Consider the following 23,825-nt stretch of genomic DNA (forward strand, 5'->3'; position numbering starts at 1 on the left):
AGGGTCCAGAGGTTAAATACCTCTCCCAAGAGACCGAATATATGGCTGCAATCTTGATTTCTGTTGGAAACATCAATTTCTGTAAAAACTTGGCTTGCAATTGGGGAGGAGTCCATATATGACTCGATCATAGTCTTGCTGCCAAGGACTAAATGACTGGCGCACTTGCGATTTCAGGTTAGCGATTCCGTCATAATAAGCGGCAACCGACTGATTTCGGTAAACCTGCCCATTGACAATGACTTGTATAGAACTGTTGCCGTGCGATTTGAGCAAAACCGGATTAAACAGATAATTGGGCTCGACTCGCGCGGACCCTGCCTGCCCGCATTGGGCTCTGGAAATTCCCCGTTTTCTTTCATGACGCTGGGGTTGTTGGATACATTTATGAATAATTGATAATTTTCCAGATAAATTTTTTACTGGCTGGTAACTGGCATTAGCTTGTAATTTCAGATAATTAATATAAGGGATTATAGAGATTAATGTTTAGGCCCAGAGGAAATCATCCTGAAAAATCCTTGCAGGCGGCAATGGAAAATACCATTAACAGGGCGTTAATAGCGCCAGCGTGTCAGGAGCCTATGCCCAATTTCCATTCCTGGTGAGGATTGAGCATAGGTAATGAATATCCAATAACGGTTAAGTAAGCCGTTATTGATCTAAAGGAATCCTTATTTTCTGACCCGGATAAATCAGATCAGGGTCTCTAATAACCTCACGATTTGCCTCAAAGATGCGCGTATATTGGCCGGCATTTTTATAAAATTTCTGGGCAATCCTTGATAAGGTATCGCCGCTTTCGATTATATAATATTGAACATTTTCAGGTTCAAGCATGGCTTTAACATTGGCATCATCGCTTGCTTTTACAGCGGAACCCGAGACATTAGCAATGTCAAGCTTGGATATTACATCGGTTACTCCTTTTACATTGCCGGCCATAAGAATCGCTTTTTGGGCGGCTTCAGCGCTTGCCGCAATGCCGCTTAAAGTTACTATTCCGTCTTTGTAAGTAACGCCCAATTGTTCAATTCCAGGATTATTTTCCAAAAGGTGCGCAGATATTTTTTCAGCCGCCTCTCCTTCCCTATTAAATAACTTATTTCCTATCTCTTTGATAAAATTGAATAAGCCCATCACTTTCTCCTTATAACCATTCGTTGAAAAGTCTTGGCAATAATCGAATTCAGCATTAACAAAATTGATGACTACGCGAATATTAGCAGCCTATTTGCTATACATTGTAATCATAAACTGTAAATCCCTATAAGACAGTATAATATTTTTTTAATCGCTTTTATCTGCTGTTTCAGTTCGTTATCTAACATGGATTGAAAAACGGCTCCTGATAGAATCCGACAGCCCTTCTGTTAAGTTGCAATTACAGCCCTCTGCTAAAGACAGGCGAAGTTCTGTTTGCTCAGTGGATGTTTTCTTACCGGTTCCGGCTGGCTCGAGTAAGAAGGCATTTTTGCTAGGTGATAAAGAAGCGGTAGTTATTAAAATAAGCCGGAGCTGGGCGGGGCTCACCGGTCTTTTGCCCCAGACGCCATGTAGCAAATTTTAAATATCTGTCCATAATGAATAATAAAGATACTCGATCAGATAAGAATACGTGTTCCGGAAGCGACAGGAAAGCTGTGCAAACCCCGATGATTCAGCAGTGTGTTAATGCTGAACTATAAGGAATTTTACTTAACTTATTTGATTTGTTACGCTAAATGCTACACTAAAAACGCACATGATTGACAGATTGCTTACTGCGAATTTTTTGTGGATGCTTGAAATTTTTTTCTTAAAAAAGCCCAAAACGGTCGTTTTTCTCCCATATAGAAATTAGGAACACAAGGTAGACTCGCCTCATTACTAAAAAATGATGCTTGCCTGCCATGTTACCCATCAATTTACGATGCCGTCATCAGTTATCGGCTCAACATTTCTCCGAATTCTGTTCCAGGCGAGGTTTCAGCCAAAAAATTAGACCTCTAGCGTTGCCTATTCTTGGTTTGGGGTTCATTTTTTTCGGCCAGACATGCAGAGCGCTTGAAACGGCATCTTTACCCAAAAGGGTTATCATTCCGGTCAGTTCAAAAGTTTCCAGCCATTTCCCTGCCAAATTGCAAAACACGCTTTGGTGGAAGGTAGCCAAACATCATCAACTGGATCCTTACATTTTATATGCCGTTGCGCTGGTTGAATCAGCCAAAGGGACTCCTTCAAATCATGTGACTCCATGGCCCTGGGCAATTAACAAGTCCGGCAAATCCATCATTCCCGGCTCGCAACAGGAAGCGCGGACCATCTTAAATAAAACCCTTGCCGAGGGTAGCCGAAATATCGATGTCGGACTGATGCAAATCAACCTCCACTGGCATAGACATCGGGTCGGCAAACCTGAGCAACTGTTGAACCCTGTCACGAACGTACAGATCGGTGCTTTAGTCTTGGCCGAAGCCATCCAATCAGCACCCCATGATCTGGTTTTAGGGATAGGGCGCTATCACAGCTGGCAAAATACCGAAGCCGCAGTGATCTATGGGCGCAGGGTGCTGGCGGTGGCGAATCAAATCAGGGCAATACTCTGATCGAGACCTGTATGGATGAAAATATCTACAACCTAAATCTGGATTATTTGATTCTGGCTCATGCGTTGATCCAGTCCGGCCGTAAACAACAAGCCATGGTCCGTCTCGGCTTAACACCGGAAGCGGTGACCATTTGGGCTAAAATGCCAATTGATCAATTGAAAGTGCTGGCGCGAAGCGATGTGCTCAGTTTTGCTCCCCGTTTCCCCGTCAATTCGTGGCGGACATTCTTGCGTAACGAACCCATGGTGAGCGAGCCTTTTGAACAACGCGCTCTCCGTCTGAGAATGTTTTTAAGCAAACCAGGAGGCCAGTCATGATAGCTGAAGGCTTGTCTTATGAGGAACAGTTGCAAAACTACCATTTGGCGTATGAGCTGCTCAAACGAAAGCTCAGAACATCATATGTCAGCCAACTGATTAAAAGCATCAGTTTGCCGGAAATTCGGGATATTCATCGCGCCATTCACCAAGGCGAGAGCCCGAGTTCGGGATTGCTTCCTGCTATCGAAGCCATCCCCCAAGTCCGAGAGTCTATGCTGTACATCTCTCTGTTTGCATCTCTTTATCGAGGTGCCAGCCAGATTGATATCAGGGCTGAAATGGATGTGCCCGCCATTATTTTTGCCTGGGATTTTTTTTGCGAGACATTCCCCAACTATGTGCGTGAGCGCAGACCTTATGGCAAAGTGCGCCCCGCCAATTTCAGCGAAGCCTGGGTCATCGCGCAAGCGCTAAAAATCGGCTTGGCAGCCTTGCATTATTGTAAAAGCTGTCATGGTGATCATATCGTTATCTACATCAAGTTTCCGCCCACCTGCCAGATTTGTGTAATCGCTCAATTGCGAAAAAGGGAAAACACTCCTGGCTTGAGGTAACGGCGGAATTTGAGTTTTTGTAAAACTCTCGGTTTGATCGGGCAGATTTATCCAGCACTTTGGCTTGAACCTGATACTGACAGTCTTTGTTCGGCCCAGACCCTATATTGATTTTTGAATGTCCGGTTTATATTAGATTGTCGCGGTAAAGATATCCATTGCTGGGCACCCCCCCGCACAGATCCCGGCGTGCGCAATTCACGCACCGGGCTCCCACCTCGGGTGAGTAACGGCAAAGCGTCTGTCAGGCCATGGATGAAGAATACGCGGAGGCGACAGCCAATGCGCGGCCAATCGTTTGATCCGCTCCCGGGAGAACGTATCTTTCTGACTGCGCCGTCGTAGCGCCCATAACCAATATCGGACCACCTGATGCCGGAATGAACTCAGCCGTTCGGCATTCGTCGGTACGGCATGATAGGCGAAATACCCCTGCAATACCTGGCGAAGCTTTGCGCCTTGTTCCGGAATCGGGTGATGCCGGCTCCGATGCAAGTCCTCCCGGATTTTCCGCAACGCCGCCTGCATCCGATCACGACGCATCAGACGCTGGAGCGCAAACCCGCCGCTCCGGGTGCGGCCACAGATGTGCGTGAACCCCAGGAAGTTGAACGTCTCCGGCTTGCCCCACTCCTCGTGCGGCGCGTTGTCTCGCCGCATGGCGTCCGAACTCGATCAACCGGGTCTTCTGCGGGTGCACCCAGACAGTTCGAACTGCTCTACGCGCTCCTGCATCTCGGCGAGGAACCGTTCGGCATCGGCTCAATGCTCGAACCCGACGACGGTATCATCGGCGTAACGAACGACAATCATGTTCCCGTGCGCCTGACCGCGTCGCCACCGGTGCGCCCAGAGGTCGAAGATGGTGTTCAAATAGACGTTGGCCAACAACGGGGAGATGACCGCTCCTTGGGGCGTGCCCGTTGCCGCCTGTGTCACTCTGCCCTCTTCCAGGACTCCGGCCTTTCACCACTTGCGAATCAGCCGTAAGAGGCGAGGATCACCTATGCGATGCTCCAGGAACCGTATCATCCATGTATGACTGATGCGATCGAAGAACTTCTCGATGTCGGCGTCCAGGATGGCGTTCACCCGGGTGCGCATGATCCCAAACGCGAGCGCATCCAGCGCATCATGCTGGCGTCGCCCTGGCCGGAATCCATAAGAGAACCCCAGGAAATCAGCCTCATATATGGCATTCAACACTTCCACCACGCCGCGCTGGACGATCTTGTCTTCCAGCGCGGCGATGCCGAGCGGCCGTTGGCTGCCGTCCGACTTGGCGATGTCTTTTCGCCTCGACGGTAACGCCCAATAGGCCCCACGCTGCAGGCGCGATTGCAGGTCAGCCAACCGGTTCTCCAGGTCCTCTTGGTAGTCCCGCCACGCCATCCCGTCCACGCCGGGAGCCGACTTCCGTTGGAGCCAGAAGAATGACTCGCGGAGCAGGTCCCTATCGAGGTAATGGAACAGCGCCGTGAACCGCTCCTTCATCCTTTGCCTTGCGGCTTGCCGTACACGGTCGAGTCGCTGGGACACGGCAGCCCGGCCCTGAGTCCGGTCCGTGTGTAACCCTACCGTGTTCCCCTTGGCCCCCGGCCTTCGCTCCCCTGACTCCGCCCCCGGTTCCCCGGGTTTGTTCGCCAGCTTCGACGCTACTGTGCCGAGGTCCGACTTCTGCCGCCCGTACATCATCGGCTACGGCTCCTCGCCTTCCCGATGCGACCCTGCAATGTGACCACCGCCAGGGTAGACGGCAGATCTCCCGGTTTCCGAACAACGAGCTTACGTGCATGCCAGGTTCTCAGACGTTGCCGGGTCAGTAGATCGCTTGCGATAACGCGTTCTACCGTGTTGCCTTCCGCCCAACACGCAGCGTCGGCACCCGGATTCAACTTTATTTCGCGCCTCAATGGCTGGCCTGCATGTTCCCCTGCCGACGCTTCGCCGACATCCTCACCGATGCCAGCGCACGGCTCGGGGCCGATGTGGATCGCTAATCCTTTATCGTAGTGGACTTGCACCACCTACTCCTTGCCGGCCTCCCGGCGCACGTATTGAAAAAGGCGGTTTTTCGAGAGATATCTGGGAAGGTTTATTGATGGGTTGTCGGAATTTTTCGGAAGCTGACGGCTGATTTTTGAATTCTCGTTGGATAAACTCCCTTACTTTCACCGTTAAGCGGGTATCACCATGGCTTTCGGTGCTTTTACTGCCAACCTCTTCGCCATTCGCCTGAGATTTTGCGCGGTTGCCACCAAGAGGAACTCATCCCGGGCACCGCTAAAACCTCTCAGCCGTAGCTTATCTAATCGCAAGATCCGCTTGAGATGGGCAAACAGCATTTCCACCTTCTTGCGCTCCATGCTGGATTGCTGATAGGCATCGGTTTTGGCAATGGCCGGTGCCACATCGCGGGCGGATTCGTGAGGGCTTCGGTCAATATTGCGCTGAGCCATATTAGGACAGCACTGCACCTTGAGTGGACAGGACTGACAATCCTGTTGGCTGGCACGATAGCGATAAGGGTTTTTCTTTTTGCTGCGCCACGCGGTCTTCAGGAATTTCCCGGCAGGACAAATATAACGATTGTTTTCGGCATCAAACCTGAAGCCGGACCGGCTGAAGGTACCGTCTTTGCGTTCGCTTTTATCCCAGACGGGCACATGCGGTTCAATGTGCTTTACATCGACTAGCCAGCCCAAGATCGCTGCGGTGCCATAGTTGGTATCACCGACCAACCGTTCCGGTTTGAGATCAAATGTCTCTTCGACGCGTTCGATCATGGTTTGGGTCGCTTCGGCTTCGGCGGTTTTACTGACCGCTGAAGCTTCCACGTCGACGATGATACCGGCTTTGAGATCCACCAGATAGTGGGTCGAATAGGCAAAAAAAGGAAAACCACCGGCAGCCGCTGTCCAGCTCGCCGCCGGATCGGTCAAAGAAATTTCCTTCGGCGTCGGCTTGGGATCATTCGTTTCTTCGAGTACTGCAAGGTACTCTCGAATGGGGCGCGTGGCCTGCTCAGGATCACCCCAGTCCATGTCGCTGTCACCTGCGACCCGGCGTTGCTGCTTCACATCGGCTTTGATAATGCTGGCATCGGTAGCAAAGCCTTCGCCACCCACCAGACCTTCGGTCATGCACCGCTGCAGTACACGCTCAAATACCCAACGAAAGGTCTGGCTGTCGCGGAAGCGGCCATGACGGTTCTTCGAGAAGGTGGAATGATCAGGGATAGGATCGTCTAGATCCAGTTTGCAAAACCAACGGTAAGCCAAATTCAAATGGACTTCTTCACACAGACGACGTTCGTTCGGAGCGAATCCCGAAGCAATAACCGAGAATCAGCATGCGGATCATCAGTTCAGGATCAATCGAAGGGCGTCCGAGGGGACTATAACTGCGCTAAGTGCTGGCGTAAATCGCGCAGGTCGAAATAGCGGTTGATGCCGCGTAGCAGATGGTCTTTCGGAATAGGGTTTTCGAGACTGAAGCAGAAAAATAATTGCCTCTGAATTCCGGATTGTTGACCCATCATAACGTCACCTCGTGATCAAGTCGGTGTTGGGCCTATTTTACTCCTCTTAGATCTATCTATCAGGAGACTTTTTCAACAAAATTTATCAGAAACTGCTCATTTAACGTCTGAATTCACTGGTCTGCGCAGCTTGCCGCGTTAGTCCAGTAATAAAGTGTTATTAGAATGTTTTCTTCTCGGCTTTTTGGATATTTTGCTCCGTTTCTGTGCCCTTGCGGACGCTTAAAAGTAGCTGAAATTTCACTTAACCGACTGTTCGATTTTTCCGGGACAGCTCTCTCCTCTAGAGGGGCTGCTATGATAGACTAAGTTTTCTAAGAGTTTGATAACAATTTATATTAATTAAAAGTTATAACCTACCGTCTTAAATTAAAACAATGGATATTGCTCCTAAAACCGACATTCAAGTCAAGATTCATTTTGGGCATGGTCTAGGAGATTGTGTTTATTTCGCACATCAGCTTCCGCTATATGTAAAGCGCGGTTATGAAATTACACTGTCCTGTAATTCGGATAAGCGAATCTTGTTTGAACCATGTGGCGTCAAAATAACAGATGATCGGGATGGTTCTCCAGAGGTTTCATGGGATGAGTCAGAACCAGTCAGCAACGTAACCGCAAATAATTATTGGATATGTAACAAAGCTGGGATTAACATTGGGAATCCACCAATGCCAAACATTGGCAATACTCAGGATCTTTGGCACGAATTCTGTAACGTCAAACTTGACGCAATATCTTTGATTCCCAAAGAAGATTGGGATGCAGTAAGAATCTTTTTAGAGCAATTACCTCGTCCAGTTATTTTGATTCACAGCATTGGTAATTCTTTCCAAGAAACAAAAAGCCTATCTCCGCAATTAACGATTGAACTTTATCGTAACTTATTGGACCGTTTTGAGGGTACCTTGGTCTTGCTTGATTGGGATAATCGCATGCCAAAACTTGCAAGCTCCCGTGTTCGGCATTTAACCGATGATTGGATGTGGATTGAGGTTCCGCGGCTGTTGGCGTTAATTGAAGAATCAGATCTGCTTATTGGTATTGACAGTGGCCCTTTCCACTTGGCCCGCTACACAAATACGCCGGCACTCGGCTTATTTCCAAACAATTATCATTATCCTGCTCGAATCGCGTTACCTCGTGATAAACAACTCACCATTGTCCCTCGGAATAGCACAATTGAATGGAATAAAAAAGTACGTATTGCATACAATATCGTACACTGCGAAGGCGATTCAATTACACCTGAATTCATTGCCGATAACGCGATGCGGATGTTGCAACCTGCGCGTTATTTGGGCGATGAGCGCATTGGCGCTGATGTTCAACTACAACAATTTGTTCTCGATTGGGAGCATGGCTATGCAAACGGATTAAGTCAATATGTTGATCGTCACCACAGTTATGATCTTGTGCTAAAGGAGATCAGTAACCGATTTTCTCATCCATTAATTGTCGAGACGGGCTGTATCAGAGCGGATGAAGATTGGCGCGGCGCTGGTTATAGCACCTATTTGTTGGGGGCCTATTTGCAACGTGTAGGCGGTGAGTTAATCTCAGTGGATATTAGTCCCGACAACTGCGATTTTGCTCGTTCGGCAACTGAAGAAATGTCATGCGTGACAATTCAGTGCGAGGACTCAGTTTCATTCCTAAAGGAATTTGATCGTCCAATTGATGTCCTGTTGATTGACAGTCTTGACACAGAAAGACCGGAATCCGCCGAGCATGCAATCAATGAAGTTCAGGCTGCGATGAAAAATTTACACAGGTCCTCGTTGATAATTTTTGATGACACTGTCTATCAAAGTCAGGCCTATATCGGTAAAGGCGCTAAAGCAATCCCTTGGCTCTTGGAGAATGGCTGGCAGATCCTTTACTCCGGTTATCAAACATTGCTTACGAGACCCCAGAATGTATTTATGAATAAATCATTACGAAAATTGATTCTGAGATGTCCACTCAGCCCTGGCGATATCTTAATGCTCACAGCGGCAGTGAGAGATTTGCACAAAACACATCCAGGCAAATTTTTAACCGATATACGAACAACTTGTGCAGAGATCTGGGAGAACAATCCCTATATAACGCAAATTGATGAAAATGATTCAGATGTTGAAGATATATATTGTGAATACCCCCTTATTAATCATTCCAATCAGCTTCCCTATCACTTTATACACGGCTTTCGATTATTCTTACAGGATAAACTTGGAGTTGAAATAAAACCCCATGCATTCAAAGGCGATATTCATCTCTCAGCGCTCGAAAAAAGCTGGATGTCACAAATTGAAGAAAGCGAAGGTTTAGGTACACGTTTTTGGATTTGCGTCAGTGGTGGCAAGTTGGATTACACCGCGAAATGGTGGGATCCCGATCAGATGCAACAAGTTGTGGATTACTTTCGAGATCGTATACGCTTTGTACAGTGTGGTGAGGCTAATCATATTCATCCTAAATTAAGAGGGTAATCGACCTGGTGGGTCAAACCGATCTACGTCAAATGATCAGATTGTTGTCTTGACCGCCGCATTGCAGGGATTTCGAGAGAGAGGGGCCGGACAATCAACAATTAGCGCCTTATCGAATCTGTTCGAAAACAAAGCCGAGTCAAATGCTGGCCGACGTGAGCGACAGCGTCTTGCCGAGCGAACTCCGAACATCGTTGTCATGATCGACGAATTGGCCGGCGGTGGTGCTGGATCGCCGTTTGTACACACAATAGCGCGATGGCTTGAAAACGAGTTTCTTGAGTGTTTCGAGGACGAGCCAAGTCCGTTTGCTATTACCTTAATTATCTCAGATGCATCTTTAGGCAACGAGATTGTATTGTCACGCTACCTGGATGCCGGCGAGCGAACGCCCGATAAAATTCTCGTATCGAGGTCATCAGGTGAGAGCCGCTTTCGCATCGCAGCAACCGATGTCAGGATCGGCGGCGTCAACCGTCCAACATTGCATGTGATGACCAACAGTTTTCCAGCAAGCTCGTTGCATATCCGATACCAGACAAAGCTCACCGCGGTTCGCATTGAAGAACTGAGCAATGGAACGCTGGAAACCCCACGGCAAGCGGTCAGAAGAGTAGCTGAAGACTCATCGCTAGACTTGGCCGTAGTTGAAATTCGGAAAGCCCTTGGAAAAGGAGCCGCCCAGGTCATCTATTTCGCCCAAGACAAACGTTTTCTCAGTGATTTACGTTCGCGATTGGCCAACTTTGAGGATCTCAGGCTGAACACTGACAATGTTCAGATCCTTGATTCATCGATTCCAGGATGGCGGAGAAAACAACTCATTGAACCGAAACTACGCGATTCGATCAAGATTTTCCTGATGACGTCGTCCGGGGCAAGAGGCGTGTCTTTCCCACGCACAGACTGGATTATCGCAAGTGTTCCTCGCTTCAATGTCGAGTCGTCGTTGATGGAGATCGCTCAACTGATCTACCGCGGGCGTGGCACCTATCTCGACGAGAATGGCAGCGAAGTTTCCGGGGATCATGCCGCTAGGCATTTAGTCATGCCGGTCGAAGACTTTATAGTTTCCGACCAGATAATCGACAAGCGGCAATGGTTGCGACAATCCATTGACCTGATGACGCTGCTGGTAATGCTGAGAGCCACCATCTGGACACGGATTACGGGCGCATCGGGCCTAAGGCAGCCGGTAGCATTGGTTCCAGTCGGCGCGGTGGGTGTCGAAGAGCTGGTCAGTTTAATGTCAACGAACGTCACACGTTTTATCGAAGAAGCAGAGGTATTCGCACGCCGAAGCTCTGACGCAGATCTCAAACGTCTCGTGAAAGCCGCACAGGCAAATGTCGCCGAACTGTTTTCACGACCGAAGCTCCATGCCAGTGCGCGTGGAGAAAGTGACGGCAGAATTTATGCAAAGCCAAGCGATCTTGTAGCGCTCCACTCGCTGGTAGTAAATGCTGTCGGGCCTCTTCTGGTTTTTGCCGAAAGCAAGTCGCTACCCGATCACGTATATTTCGCCGGACCAGTCATCGTTGAAAACTGGAGCAATTTTACCAAGCAGGAAGCATTCTCGTTTGAGGGGCACAAAACCCAAGAGCATCCCCTCAGTAGTTCATTACTCCGTCAATTAAGTGAGATTGATAAAGAGCGAACCTTCCCAGCGTCGTTACGAAGCCCAGCCATCAACCTCTACAAACTGCTGATCAGAGAGAAACATAAAGCCGCACGAGAATATACCACTATCAAGGATCTAAAATCCCCGAATACGTGGGTGGGCGTGCCTACTGGCTATGTCCAGTTCCTCAATACAGACGATACCACTGAAGGGCGTCCTTTTTATCTTGACAACCCTGAGTTGTGGCTTGACGCTCTCGCCGGTTCTTTGTCCGCGACTTCGGCAATTATTCCACCTCTACCGCGATTTCAAACATTTCCTTGGGCAGCCAGCGTTGGCAATGCAAATCCGCTCAGGTTGGACCAGGTATTTGACGACCGATATTTCATGGCATCCAATGAGATGAATCTCCTAAACACCTTGTTATTGTCGGCTTCAGAGGATGATTCTGAGGATTGATGTATGGGGTTGAGGCGTAGAATGGGTTTGAGGCGCACTGGAACGAAAAACCGAGTTAGCTCTTATGCTGCCGCGCTTTGGAATGACATCAAGTGGCAAAAATAGATCTTTTTCTGACTGCTAACCAAATTTTTTGACGGGTAGCAGTTATGTAAAGCAGCCAGTTTTTACAATAGAAGAAACCGTATTCATTAACCGATACGAGAAGATATACAGAAATTATCTAATTATTTATTAACCGCCAATTGGAGTTAAGATGAACAAAACTGATGCGGAAGTTATTGCGGCGATAGACAAGGCCAGGCCAGGAATCAGCAAATATTTGGCACTAATGGATCGACTCTACTCCGTAGATGTTTCAAGGGATGAAGACTTTCAGAGGATGTATAACGACTTCTACAAGATGCGACAAAGACAAGCCGATTGGTATTCGTTCTATTACGATCTATTAGAGAGATCGAAGAATTCGCGGCCTTCATTCAAAACTATCCTTGAATTATTCTATAAGAGGTTTAATCGCTGCGAAACATCATTTTCAAGCAAGTTCGTTGCTACACTGGATCCTTGGAAGCCAGTATGGGATAAGTATGTTATAGAAAACGTTAACCCAAACCCTGATGGTGGTCCTAATACGAGGCTTGATATTGCCCTAGCAAAATACGCCAGACTTCAGAAATGGTATTCAGAGTTCCATCAATCGGGGGAGCGGAAAGAGATGGGTTTTTCTATTCAATGAGAACGTCCCAATCTATTTCCGCATATCGGACACCAAGAAGATTGACTTCATCCTTTGGCAAATGCGGGACGATGACTAACTACTCTCTTACCAGTTGCGACGACTCTGAAAGGCCTCGACCTGAGCATAAAAGTTGAAAAGTTGAACGGCACTTTTCAGGCCGATTGTGTTGAAAAAAGTCCTTTTTGGGATAAAAAGCTGGCTTTCTGCACAAATAAAAAACAAAGAAAGTCTGGAACTTGCCTGGCCATTGACAGACTGTCGCCAGCTAAGACTAAAAAATAATAAACAGCCAATTAACCCATTTAAATTGGTTAAAAAGGCAAACCAATCCTTGACATCTCCCCCTACGATCTCGTAGTTTTAATCTATTTTGCTCGGATAAAACCTGTCGAAAACGGAAAAAACCCACAACTCCTTAATCATTTGTCGCTTCCCATTTGAGGAAGAGGCAATTACCCGGAGTTTAGACGATGGAAGATAGATGGTTATCCGTTGATGAAATTGGAGTCTATCTCGGCGTAAAGAGAGATACCGTCTACAAATGGATCAGTGAAAAAGCCATGCCTGCCCACAAGTTAGGCCGTCTTTGGAAATTCAAGAAAGACGAAGTCGACGACTGGGTTCGTAAAGGCGGAGCAAGTGAGACTCTTGGTGAGTAAATTGGTAGAGAAAAAAAGTAATTTTGAAAAGTTAGGGTTTGCCTTTCCGTTTGGGAGTCCCCACGTTTCCCGCACAATGATGCTTTCAGAATTGGGCGCCTTGCTTGAATATGTAAATGAACCTAAGGCATCGCGTGCAGAATATGTGCGGGCAATTATAGAAAACAATTGCCTTGGAAAGAGAACAGAGAAAAACCGCATGATATCAAAACGATATCTTGTCGAGCTGTATTCTCTCGACCCAGAAATCCCGCTATTCCGAGCTCTTCTGTTTTTTTGGCAGCGTGATCCAAATGGACATTCATTACTTGCCTTACTTTGCGCTTATGCCAGAGACACTCTTCTCAGAGCAAGCGCCAACTATATTCTCCCACTTGGGGAGGGCACTTTAATAACCCGCGAGACCATGGAGCAGTTTTTAGATGGCCTCGATCCGGGAAGATACAGTTCTGGAAAACTGGCTTCCAACGCCAAGAATCTAAATTCCACTTGGACCCAGTCAAGCCATCTCAGAGGGCGCACCAAGAAAGTACGCACGCGTGCTGTTCCTACTGCGGGAAGTGTCTCCTATGCCTTGTTTCTCGGATATTTAACAGGGGATCGTGGAGCTTCACTTTTCAAATCAGAATACATCAAACTGCTCGATTGTTCGTTTGAAAAAGCCATCGAGTTTGCGGAAGAGTCTTCTCGTAAGGGCTGGATTGTGTTCAAACGTGTCGGTGATGTCATTGAAGTTCTTTTTCCTAACCTGATCAACGCGCAAGAAATGGAGTGGCTCCGTGAGCAAAATTAAACGCCTCATTCAAACTTACAGCAAATACATTGCAGTGCCATGGCGAGACGACGCTGCTGCTGCGCAGCGCGTTATTTTTTGTGTTTACAATGAAACCGAAGAGCGCTGGTTGCGAGCTAAAATCGATGAATTCGAGATCGCAACCCGTCAAGCAGATCATGATTGGGCTATCTTTGATCTAACCGACACTTTTGCTACTTGGCTTTCGTCCCAACGATACGCTCACAGTTATTTCCAGAAGCCGCATTTGCTACCTACACTGCAGCCGAAATACCTCACGTATATCATGGAGGAGTTTGCGACTTTTCTGAAGAAAAACGAAGTTGGCGAAAACTCAGTAGTGGCCGTAAAAGGCGTGGGATCGTTATTCGGTTTTTTGAAAGTTAAAGAGGCCGTCGACAAGCTCGCGCCGATGGTGAAAGGAAGGCTCCTGATTTTTTTTCCGGGAAGCTACGAAAATAATAACTACAGACTGCTGGATGGATATGACGGATGGAACTATCTCGCTGTGCCCATTACTGCGGATAAGGAATTTTAACAAGGGGCAATAATGAACAATCGAGACATTTATCAAAAAGATCCAACTACTCAAAAACTAGTCAATGAAGGGGTGGCTAGCGTGAACGACGAGCAAACTAGCCAAGCTCTGGCTGTGCTTCGTTACGAGTTGGAAACCTTCGTCTGCGATGGTCAGTATGAAAAAGGTATGGCCCACCTTCTTGAAACTTATCTGAAAAACATCGACCAGGCCCAACAGCCGGCGGTGTGGATTAGCGGTTTCTTCGGCTCGGGTAAATCTCATCTGGTTAAAATGCTCCGGGCATTGTGGGTAGATACAGTTTTCGAAGATGGCGCAACGGCTCGGGGCATTGCTAATCTTCCTCAAAGCATCAGCGAAAGCTTAAAAGAGCTGAACATACAAGCTAAACGCCATGGCGGTCTTCATGCCGCATCAGGTACCCTCGGTTCCAGTTCGAGGGACAAGTCGGTACGCATGGCGTTGCTTAGCCTGATATTTAAATCAGCCGGCCTACCTGAACAATATCCGGTAGCCCGTTTTGTCATATGGCTTAAACACGAGGGAATCTACGAACAAGTGCGCAGCCATGTCGAGCAAAACGGTTTCGACTGGAATGAAGAGCTCGACAACTTCTACGTTGCGGAAGGTCTTCATGACGCATTGGCGCAAGCTAAGCCCAATCTTTTTCCATCTCCCACATCTTGCGTCGAGACATTAAACAATCTATACCCCTATGTTCAGGATGTCTCGAGTGACGACATGTTGAAGGTGATGCGTCAGGTATTAACTCGAGACGGAAAATTCCCACTGACGTTAATTGTTCTTGACGAGGTGCAACAATACATCGGTGAAGACAGCCAGCGATCTATTGATGTTCAAGAGGTCGTTGAAGCTTGCTGTAAGAATATCGGCGGCAAACTTCTCTTCATTGGCACTGGGCAAACCGCTGTCACCGGTACCAGTAACCTGAAAAAACTGGAAGGCCGTTTCACTATTCGCGTAGAACTGTCCGATGCCGATGTCGATGCAGTCATCCGTAAGGTTATTTTGGCAAAAAAACCCGAAGCGAAAGCGCCTATTGAACAGATTATGCAGACCAATCTAGGGGAGATTTCACGTCATCTTTCAGGCACCACCATCGGTCACCGACAAGACGATATTCCCTTTTTTTCGCAAGACTATCCTATCTTGCCAGTACGGCGCCGTTTTTGGGAAAACACGTTGCGCGTACTCGACCAGACCGGTACTGACAGTCAGCTTCGTAACCAACTCAGCATGATCCACAAAGTCATTCAGACGAACCTGAACAATCCTTTAGGGCATGTGGTTCCGTCGGATTACCTCTATTTTGATTCAGCTGACAAGCTGCTCCAGTCTCGTATCTTACCTCGCAAGGTCCACGAAAAGACCCTAAGCTGGCTCAAAGGCTCAGATTCCGAACGTCTTATGGCACGAGCCTGCGGCCTTGTTTTTTTGATCAATAAACTGGGCGGAAGCAATAACGAAATCGGAATTCGCGCCACCATCGATACCTTGGCCGATTTGTTGGTTGAGAACCTTTCCCAAGGCTCCAGCGTTTTGCGTGCGACATTGCCTGCCATGCTCGATAAGTGTGATTTGCTGATGAAGGTCGGAGACGAATATCGCATCCAGACCGAAGAAAGCGCGGCCTGGAGCGATGAATTTCTTAGCCAGAGGTCCAATTTGGCCAACGAAGCCCATCGCATTGATGCCGAGCGCGATGACCGCATTCGCAGAAAATTTGGTGAGATGGTACGCAAACTCTCGCTGACTCAAGGCAGCTCCAAGGTCACGCGGGATATCTCCCCGATTTTTGACTCTCAGTTACCGAATGACGCAGGCCAACGCATATGTGTCTGGGTGCGAGACGGGTGGAGTATCGACGAAAACTCTGTACGTGCCGATGCACGCCAGGCCGGCAACCAATCACCTACAGTCTTTGTGTTCATTCCGAAACGTTCTGCCGATGATCTCCGCCATCACCTGATTGATTTTAAGGCTGCCAGTGCCACTTTGGATAAGCGCGGTGTGCCGAATACGCCTGAAGGAACTGAGGCCCGAGCTGCCATGGAAACCACCAAGCAAACCGCGGAAGGAAAAATTCGTGAATTGTTGGATGATGCATTCTCGGGCGCCCGCGTTTTCCAAGGTGGCGGCAATGAAATCCTGGGAAATAATTTGCAGGAAATGGTTATGGAAGCTGCCGGCAATTCATTGCAACGCCTCTACCCGCAGTTCTATTTAGCCGATCATGTCGGCTGGTCCAAGGTATATGAAAAAGCCCAGAAAGGGGCGCCCGATGCTTTGAAAGCGGTTGGCGATGACGGTGAGCCGGATAAGAACCCGGTATGCAAGGCTATTTTAGGATACATTGCTGGCGGCAAAAAAGGTGCAGAAATCCGCGGTGAATTCGAAACTTCACGCTATGGTTGGTCTCGTGATGCGGTGGATGGCGGGATTCAAGTTTTACTGGGTGCCGGACTCATTAAAATCGACAAAATAGCAGGCAATAGCAATAATCTGCCTGCTCCAACTGAATTAGAGCGTAAACAAATTGGACAGGCTGAATTCAAGGTAGAATCGGCTACCATTACTACACCCCAGCGCATACAAATTCGTAAACTATTACAAAAAGTTGGCCTTACTTCCAAGCAAGGCGAAGAGCTGGCGTATGCGCCGCAATTTCTGCAAAAAATGTTTCAGTTGGCTGATCAGGCTGGGGGAGAGGCACCCAAACCGGCCAAGCCGATTACTGCGTTCCTGGATGAAATTCGTCTTACTGCCGGCAATGAACAGCTATTATCGCTTTATAACCGTCGCGATGAGCTATCTCAATGCATAGAAATGTGGACCGAACTTGCCGAACGAATTGGCAAGCGCTGGCCAAACTGGATGATTCTAAAACGTTTAATGGCTCATGCAGCCAGTCTTCAGGATGTCGAAGTTTTTTTGGCTCAGGTCAACACGATCGAACAACAACGCCAGCTTCTTGACGAGCCAGATCAGACCGTTCCATTGGTCGCTAATCTGACGCAGCTGTTGCGCGATGAACTCAACCGTTTGGATACCGAATACAAAACACGACATCATCAAGGTATGCAGAGGTTAGCCGAGGATGATAATTGGCAACAGCTTGAGCCAGAGCAGCGTAATGCCTTGCTGGCAGAGCAACACCTGACACAAGCTGACATGCCAGTTGTCAAGGTGGCTTCAACAGATGACGTCCTTAGCACTCTTGGACTGCTCCAATTAACGGCCTTCAAAGTCAGAGTTGCCGCCTTGAATGCCCGGTTTAACGAAGTATTGATAGCAGCCGCGGAGCTTCTTGAGCCACAGGCACAATTCGTATCCTTGCCAAGCCGGACAATCCGAACAGAAGAGGATATTGAAATGTGGCTAGAGGATTCGAAACACTCGATTCAGAAGGCGCTTGAATTGGGGCCTGTAGTTATTCACTAAATAAGGATCAAAGGAATGCTGCCTTTAGACAAATCTTTACGCAATAAACTGGAAAGAACGATCAAAGATGCCCGTGATATTGCCGAAGCTGCCGCTAAAGCCGCGTTGGAACAGCTTGGCGTCGGCGAAGCTTCGCCGTTTGTTCATTTAAGTGAAGCCGAACGTGAGTTGCGCCGCAAGCTTCGGGTGCATGGACGGCAACTGGGCGATGTGCGCTATGCGCAAATCGAGACTCAGGAAGTCGATCGGCTGGTGGAAGAAGTTGCCTACGAGCATTGGCACCGCATGCTCTTCGCTCGCTTCCTGGCAGAGAACAACCTGCTGATGTATCCGGACCCGGATGAGCCGGTGGCTGTCACTTTGGAAGAGTGTGATGATCTGGCCGCCGACGAAGGCGCGGCCAATGGCTGGGAGTTGGCGGCCCGCTTTGCGGCGCGGATGCTGCCGCAGATTTTTCGGCTCGACTCGCCGGTATTTCAACTTAGCCTTCCTCCGGAACATCAGCAAAAACTGGAACATCTGGTTACTGATCTGCCGCAGGAAACCTTCACGGCGTCCGATTCGCTGGGTTGGGTTTATCAGTTCTGGCAAGCCAACAACAAAGACCGCATTAATAAATCCGAGGTCAAAATCGGCGCCCGCGAATTGCCCGCGGTGACCCAATTATTTACCGAGCCCTACATGGTCAGCTTTCTGCTCGACAATGCGTTGGGGGCCTGGTGGGCGGCACGTCGTCTGACTGAAACCGACCTGAAAAGTGCTGCCAGCGAGGAAGAATTACGCAGCAAAACCGCCATTCCCGGCGTGCCGTTGGAATATCTGCGCTTTATTCAACAAGAGGATAATTCCTGGACACCGGCTGCTGGTACCTTCGAGCAATGGCCGGAACATTTGAGTGAACTGAAAACCCTCGATCCCTGCTGTGGTTCGGGTCACTTTTTGGTTGCAGTCTTTCTGATGTTAGTGCCGATGCGCATGGAGCTGGAAGGCTTGAACGCGCGTGAAGCCGTCGATCGCGTGCTCAGCGAAAATATTCATGGCTTGGAGCTGGACCAACGCTGCGTCGAATTGGCGGTGTTTGCCCTGGCGTTGACGGCCTGGCGTTATCCCGGTGCGGGCGGCTATCGTGGTTTGCAGGAATTACATCTGGCTTGTTCCGGGCTTTCGGTTAGCGTCGCCAAGGAAGAATGGAAACAGCTTGGCTTGGGCAAAAAGAACCTGACCATTGCGCTCGACTGGCTGCACGATACGTTTAAGGACGCACCCGTTCTTGGCAGTCTTTTGAATCCGGCCAAAACTCAAGCTGCCAAAATTGTCGAATGGGATGAGCTTTCGCGAACCTTGACTCAAGCACTCAGCCAAGAGCAAACCGACGAGCAGCATGAAATTGGCGTGGTGGCTCAAGGTTTGGCCAAAGCTGCGATCTTATTGGCTGGACATTACCAATGGGTGATAACCAATGTACCCTACCTAGCGCGGAGCAAACAAAATGAACGATTGCAGGACTTTTGTGAACGACATTATCCAGCCGCCAAAAACGACCTCGCCACCATCTTTCTTGACCGCTGCCTAGAACTCTGCATCGAGGGTGGCACATCAAGTATTGTGCTTCCACAAAACTGGTTGTTTTTGACTACCTACAAAAAGTTCCGCGAGAAGCTGCTGAGTAATGACACTTGGCATTTCATTGCACGCTTGGGGCAGCAGGCATTTCAAACACCTATGTGGGATTTCAATGTCCAATTAATTAGCATAAGCCGAAGTAAAGCAACACGACAATTAGGTGGGCTATTTGGCGATGCCGATGGAGACAATTTGATTCGCGGTGTGGATGTTTCCGAGCTCCGAAGCGCTGTCGAAAAAGCTAAGCAGTTACTTACTACTGAAATAATAAGCGTTAAACAGAGCAAGCAATTGGATAATCCTGATTGTATTGTTCAACTAAATGAGCACACTGCTGAAGCCCTATTTGCAAGTTTTGCGTCGTACTTTCAAGGAACTTCAACCGGTGACAATCCAAGATTTGTCGGATCATTCTGGGAGATTGGAGTGATTGCCGAACCCTGGCAGTTTATGGAGACAGTCTCCAATGAGTCGCAGCACTTTGGGGGAAAAGGTTCAGTAATAAACTGGGAAGTAGTAAATTCGTTTGAAGGATCTGCAGTCCGTGGCTGGGATGCATTTAGCCATAAAGGTGTGGCGATTGGCCAGATGGCACAATTACCAGCAACTATTTACTTGGGGCAACGCTTTCCTAATACCACTCCAGTCATAGTTACGAAGCATGAGAGAACTTTGCCAGCAGTTTGGGCGTTTTGCATGTCTGACTCCTTTTCGCTTGAACTGCGTAAAGTTAACCAAAAGTTGAGTGTCGACAATGGGTATGTTGGCAAGATACCTTTTGACCTTGAACACTGGACCAAAATCGCCGAAGAACAATACCCCAATGGCCTGCCGAAACCGTATTCCGACGATCCTACCCAATGGATTTTCCACGGCCATCCCTGTGGTTCGGTGATATGGGATCACAATGCAAAATGGACAGAACAGGGCACATTACGAACCGACGACACCGTTTTGCAAGTCGCCGTCGCCCGCTTGCTCGGTTACCGATGGCCTGCCGAGTTGGATGCCAAAATGGAGCTGGCCGATCAGCAACGCGAATGGGTCAACCGCTGCGAGTCCTTGCTGCCTTTTGCCGCCGATCGTTTGCTGAATCTATTGGCCGCGGCCTATGGCGATGCCTGGTCCAACGACATTCTGGCACAACTGCTCAAAAGTTCCGACCATGCCGGTAAAACCCTGGAAACCTGGTTACGCGAGAAATTCTTCACTCAGCACTGCAAGATCTTCCAGCATCGCCCGTTTATCTGGCATATGTGGGACGGTCTACGCGACGGCTTTGCGGCGCTGGTCAACTATCACAAACTCGATTACAAACTGCTGGAAACCCTGATCTATACCTATCTTGGCGATTGGATTCGAACGCAGAAAGATGCCATTGATAAAGGTATTGATGGTGCCGAGGAAAAACTCGCCGCCGCCGAAAATCTGAAGAAAAAATTGGAACTGATCCTTGAAGGTGAAGGTTATCCTGATAAGGAAAATCCAGAGAAAAGTTATGGCTACGACATCTTCGTGCGCTGGAAACGACTGGATAAACAACCCATCGGTTGGAACCCGGACTTTAACGACGGCGTCCGCCTCAACATCCGCCCGTTCCTGTCAGTCCCCGATGTCGGTAAAAAAGGCGCCGGCGTCCTCCGCGACAAACCCAACATCAAATGGGACAAGGACCGCGGTAAGGATGTGGAATCCGCGCCGTGGTATCACCTGTTTAATGGCGATCGAATCAATGATCACCACCTAAGCCTGGCCGAGAAACGAGCCGTACGAGAGAAGGAGTAAACATATGGTCAACACCTATACAAAAGCCCGATTCTGGAAATGTGCGCTACAGGTCAACCCAGCAGGCTATATTGCTTATCGTGGGACCGATCATGGTATGACGGAAGAACAATACAATCAGGAGCTCGTTAGATTGGCTTTGGAAAATGACATTAAAGTCGTTGGTCTGGCCGATCATGGTAATGTGGATGGCGTGGATGCGATCCGTAACATAATGAATCAGAATGGAATATTGGTATTTCCCGGCTTTGAGATTGCTTCCTGTGAAAAGGCCCATTTCGTCTGCCTCTATCCTGAAGATACAACAACCGTACAATTACATCGTTACCTTGGAGATCTCCAACTTCTGGATCCTGAAGATGGAGTTTGTCCGTCTAGCCTAAGCGCTCAACAGCTTCTTCAAAAGGTAGAAAATGAGCAAGGCGGTTTCATCTATGCGGCCCATTGCACCGATGATAGCGGACTCCTCAAACTGAGGCTCAATCACATTTGGAAAAACGAGTTATTAAAAGCGGCGCAAATACCGGGAGCTCTGGACGACCTAAAAAATGAAGTAGGGAATGGATACAGGCAAATTTTGTTGAATAAAGACCCCGGCTATAAACGAGAGCTTCAGATAGGAATCATTAATGCGAAAGATGTAGCCAACCCCGGCGACTTGGCTAATCCCAAAGCGTCCTGTTTGATCAAAATGACTAAACCTTCCTTTGCTTCTTTCAAGCTGGCGTTTCAGGATCCTGAATCTCGAGTACGCCTTAATAGCGATGTAGCGGAAAAATATTATTCTCAGCTCGAACGGATGAAGATTACAGGGGGATACCTAGATGGTATTGAAATTGAATTCTCTGAACATCTTAATTCAGTGATCGGTGGGCGTGGAACTGGAAAATCGACTTTATTGGAATGCATTCGTTATGTTTTGGGAATCCGCCCCATAGGAAAGATTGCACAGAAGCAGCATGATGAAATAATCAAGGAAAATCTTGGAAAGACCAAGGCGCGCGTTGAACTGACGATTCGTTCTTCGGACATGAATGGTAAGCGTTTTAAGCTGTCTCGCCGTTATGGTGAAAGTATCAGCGTACAGGATGAGGAAGGTAAACCATCGGCTTTTACCCCAGTAGACCTTTTACCTGGGATTGAAATCTATGGGCAAAACGAAATTTATGAAATCGCTCAAGACGCCAACAGTCAGCGCCAATTGCTGGAGCGTTTTTTAGAAAAAGGCCTGACCGATGTGGAAAAAGCCATTCATGAAGCGATCGGAAGACTGTCAGAAAACCGGAAAAAACTGGTTGAAGCCCAAAGCGGCGTTTCTGTCATTGAAGATGAGGTCGCGCGCCTGCCTAAATTAGAGGAGCAGGTCGGCCAATTTAAGACCCTAGGGATCGAAGGCAAATTGAAGATCGTTCCGTTGCTGGAAACCGAGAAACGGCTTTTAAAACGAGTATTGGAAGAGGAAGGTCCAAATCTGAAGAGGGGCTTTCTAGCTATACAAGACTGCCTTCCAGACACCACTTTCCTCAGCGACGTGGCGTTGGACAAGTTGCCTCATGCCGATAACCTACGAGAAATTCGGGCTGTCTTGAACACCATGCGCACGGAAACGGAAGCCATTCTCCAACAGTGGTTAGAAAAATATGGTCTGTGGGAAACTCAAGTTACATCATTTGCTAAAAATTTAAACACAGGTATTAAGAACGACGAGGATGCGCTTGAAAAAACCTTCAAAGAGCTACCCGCATGTGAGGGCAAGACAGGCAAGCAAATCGGGATAGAGTATCAACGGCTGATGCAGGAAATTGAACGTATTCGTCCCAAGCAAACACTGATTGCAACACGTAAACAACTGCTCAGTGAGTTACATAATCAACGCAGAATGATATTGGTAGAGCTTTCCGCAAAGCGGGCAGAGCGGTCGGCGCAATTTGAGCGAACTCTCAAAAAGCTGAACAAGCGACTTACAGGAAAACTTCGCCTGCAAATTAAAACTGAAGCCAATCGTACGCCCGTCATTGATTTCCTTTTGGGGTGCAGATTGGACGGAGTTGGTGAAGGCCGATTGTCATGGATAAGAGAGGCTGACACATTTTCTCCTGTTAGGCTGGCCGAGTTAATTCGGGCAGGAACAGAGGCTTTGCGTGACGAAAAATGGGGAATCACTCCAACAGTCGCTGAAGCACTCGTACGCCTAACGCCTGAAAAAATCTTGGAATTGGAGGAAATTGAGCTTTCCGATTCGATTGAAATTGAATTGAACACTGCGCATGAAGGCCAGGAAAATTTCCGGCCACTCAATAAACTCTCTACGGGACAGCAGTGTACCGCTATATTGCACCTTTTATTGTTGGAAAATTTGGATCCGTTGATTATGGATCAGCCTGAGGATAATTTGGACAATGCTTTCATTGCTGATCGGATTGTTACAGAGTTGCGGTCAGCAAAAATTGCAAGGCAGTTTATTTTTGCTACGCACAACGCCAATATCCCTGTGTTTGGTGATGCCGAGTGGATCGGAGTATTCGAGGCTTCTGATGGTCAGGCGCACATGCCTGCTAATTCACAAGGAGCGATTGATGTGCCCCATGTTCGGGATAAAGCCGCAGACATTCTGGAGGGCGGGAAAGCGGCATTTAATCAACGGAAAGCGAAATACGGCTACTAAG

The 23,825-nt window shown here is 48.2% G+C and carries 14 protein-coding genes and 2 pseudogenes; 12 read left to right on the forward strand and 4 right to left on the reverse strand.

Features of this window, described 5'->3' with window-relative positions; all coding sequences use genetic code 11:
• Positions 1-654: 654 nt before the first annotated feature.
• The gene (lysM, locus tag HUX64_RS09235) at positions 655-1,140 is read right to left on the reverse strand and encodes a peptidoglycan-binding protein LysM (protein WP_174625945.1); all 486 of its coding nucleotides are present in this window, start codon (positions 1,138-1,140) and stop codon (positions 655-657) included.
• An 854-nt stretch (positions 1,141-1,994) separates the two neighbouring features.
• Here lysM and HUX64_RS09240 point away from each other — a divergent pair.
• Genes HUX64_RS09240 through HUX64_RS09250 form a run of 3 tightly spaced genes read left to right on the forward strand, consistent with a single transcriptional unit; the run spans position 1,995 to position 3,465 of the window.
• Positions 1,995-2,588 carry a lytic transglycosylase domain-containing protein gene (locus tag HUX64_RS09240; protein WP_246246974.1) on the forward strand — a complete coding sequence of 198 codons (594 nt, stop codon included), beginning with the start codon at positions 1,995-1,997 and terminating at the stop codon, positions 2,586-2,588.
• 11 nt (positions 2,589-2,599) lie between these two features.
• Entirely contained in the window at positions 2,600-2,908 is a 309-nt protein-coding gene (locus HUX64_RS09245; protein WP_174625947.1) for a flagellar transcriptional regulator FlhD, read from the forward strand.
• A complete protein-coding gene (locus HUX64_RS09250) occupies positions 2,905-3,465 on the forward strand; it encodes a FlhC family transcriptional regulator (RefSeq protein WP_174625948.1) in 561 nt (186 codons plus the stop codon). The genes HUX64_RS09245 and HUX64_RS09250 overlap by 4 nt, the downstream gene beginning before the upstream one ends.
• Before the next feature lie 198 nt (positions 3,466-3,663).
• On the opposite strand, the gene HUX64_RS20245 is transcribed toward HUX64_RS09250, so the two are convergent.
• From HUX64_RS20245 to HUX64_RS09260, 3 genes and pseudogenes are all read right to left on the reverse strand, one after another.
• A complete protein-coding gene (locus HUX64_RS20245; protein ID WP_343034389.1) occupies positions 3,664-4,008 on the reverse strand; it encodes a group II intron maturase-specific domain-containing protein in 345 nt (114 codons plus the stop codon).
• 219 nt (positions 4,009-4,227) lie between these two features.
• A pseudogene (locus HUX64_RS20250) lies at positions 4,228-5,160 on the reverse strand (reverse transcriptase domain-containing protein).
• Between the two features lie 482 nt (positions 5,161-5,642).
• Positions 5,643-7,006: pseudogene (locus tag HUX64_RS09260) on the reverse strand (transposase).
• A gap of 377 nt (positions 7,007-7,383) precedes the next feature.
• On the opposite strand from HUX64_RS09260, the gene HUX64_RS09265 reads away from it, so the two are divergent.
• The 9 genes from HUX64_RS09265 to HUX64_RS09305 all read left to right on the forward strand — a co-directional run bounded on the left by HUX64_RS09265 (position 7,384) and on the right by HUX64_RS09305 (position 23,824).
• A complete protein-coding gene (locus HUX64_RS09265) occupies positions 7,384-9,480 on the forward strand; it encodes a class I SAM-dependent methyltransferase (protein ID WP_174625949.1) in 2,097 nt (698 codons plus the stop codon).
• 49 nt (positions 9,481-9,529) lie between these two features.
• On the forward strand, positions 9,530-11,560 hold the full coding sequence (locus HUX64_RS09270; RefSeq protein WP_174625950.1) for a hypothetical protein: 2,031 nt from the start codon (positions 9,530-9,532) through the stop codon (positions 11,558-11,560).
• Between the two features lie 256 nt (positions 11,561-11,816).
• On the forward strand, positions 11,817-12,296 hold the full coding sequence (locus HUX64_RS09275) for a hypothetical protein (protein ID WP_174625951.1): 480 nt from the start codon (positions 11,817-11,819) through the stop codon (positions 12,294-12,296).
• A 473-nt stretch (positions 12,297-12,769) separates the two neighbouring features.
• The gene (locus HUX64_RS09280; RefSeq protein WP_174625952.1) at positions 12,770-12,958 is read left to right on the forward strand and encodes a helix-turn-helix domain-containing protein; all 189 of its coding nucleotides are present in this window, start codon (positions 12,770-12,772) and stop codon (positions 12,956-12,958) included.
• Positions 12,951-13,751 carry a hypothetical protein gene (locus HUX64_RS09285; RefSeq protein ID WP_217426485.1) on the forward strand — a complete coding sequence of 267 codons (801 nt, stop codon included), beginning with the start codon at positions 12,951-12,953 and terminating at the stop codon, positions 13,749-13,751. Before HUX64_RS09280 ends, HUX64_RS09285 begins: the two co-directional genes overlap by 8 nt.
• Positions 13,738-14,289 (forward strand): BREX protein BrxB domain-containing protein, encoded by a 552-nt coding sequence (locus HUX64_RS09290; protein WP_174625953.1) that lies wholly within the window; start codon positions 13,738-13,740, stop codon positions 14,287-14,289. The genes HUX64_RS09285 and HUX64_RS09290 overlap by 14 nt, the downstream gene beginning before the upstream one ends.
• A 12-nt stretch (positions 14,290-14,301) precedes the next feature.
• The gene (brxC, locus tag HUX64_RS09295) at positions 14,302-17,751 is read left to right on the forward strand and encodes a BREX system P-loop protein BrxC (protein WP_174625954.1); all 3,450 of its coding nucleotides are present in this window, start codon (positions 14,302-14,304) and stop codon (positions 17,749-17,751) included.
• 15 nt (positions 17,752-17,766) lie between these two features.
• A complete protein-coding gene (locus HUX64_RS09300) occupies positions 17,767-21,159 on the forward strand; it encodes an Eco57I restriction-modification methylase domain-containing protein (RefSeq protein ID WP_174625955.1) in 3,393 nt (1,130 codons plus the stop codon).
• 4 nt (positions 21,160-21,163) lie between these two features.
• Complete coding sequence (locus tag HUX64_RS09305) at positions 21,164-23,824, forward strand: TrlF family AAA-like ATPase (RefSeq protein WP_174625956.1); 2,661 nt, start codon at positions 21,164-21,166, stop codon at positions 23,822-23,824.
• The last annotated feature ends 1 nt before the right edge of the window (position 23,825 follow it).

The sequence above is a fragment of the Candidatus Methylobacter favarea genome (assembly GCF_902806695.1).
GTDB lineage: Bacteria > Pseudomonadota > Gammaproteobacteria > Methylococcales > Methylomonadaceae > Methylobacter_B > Methylobacter_B favarea.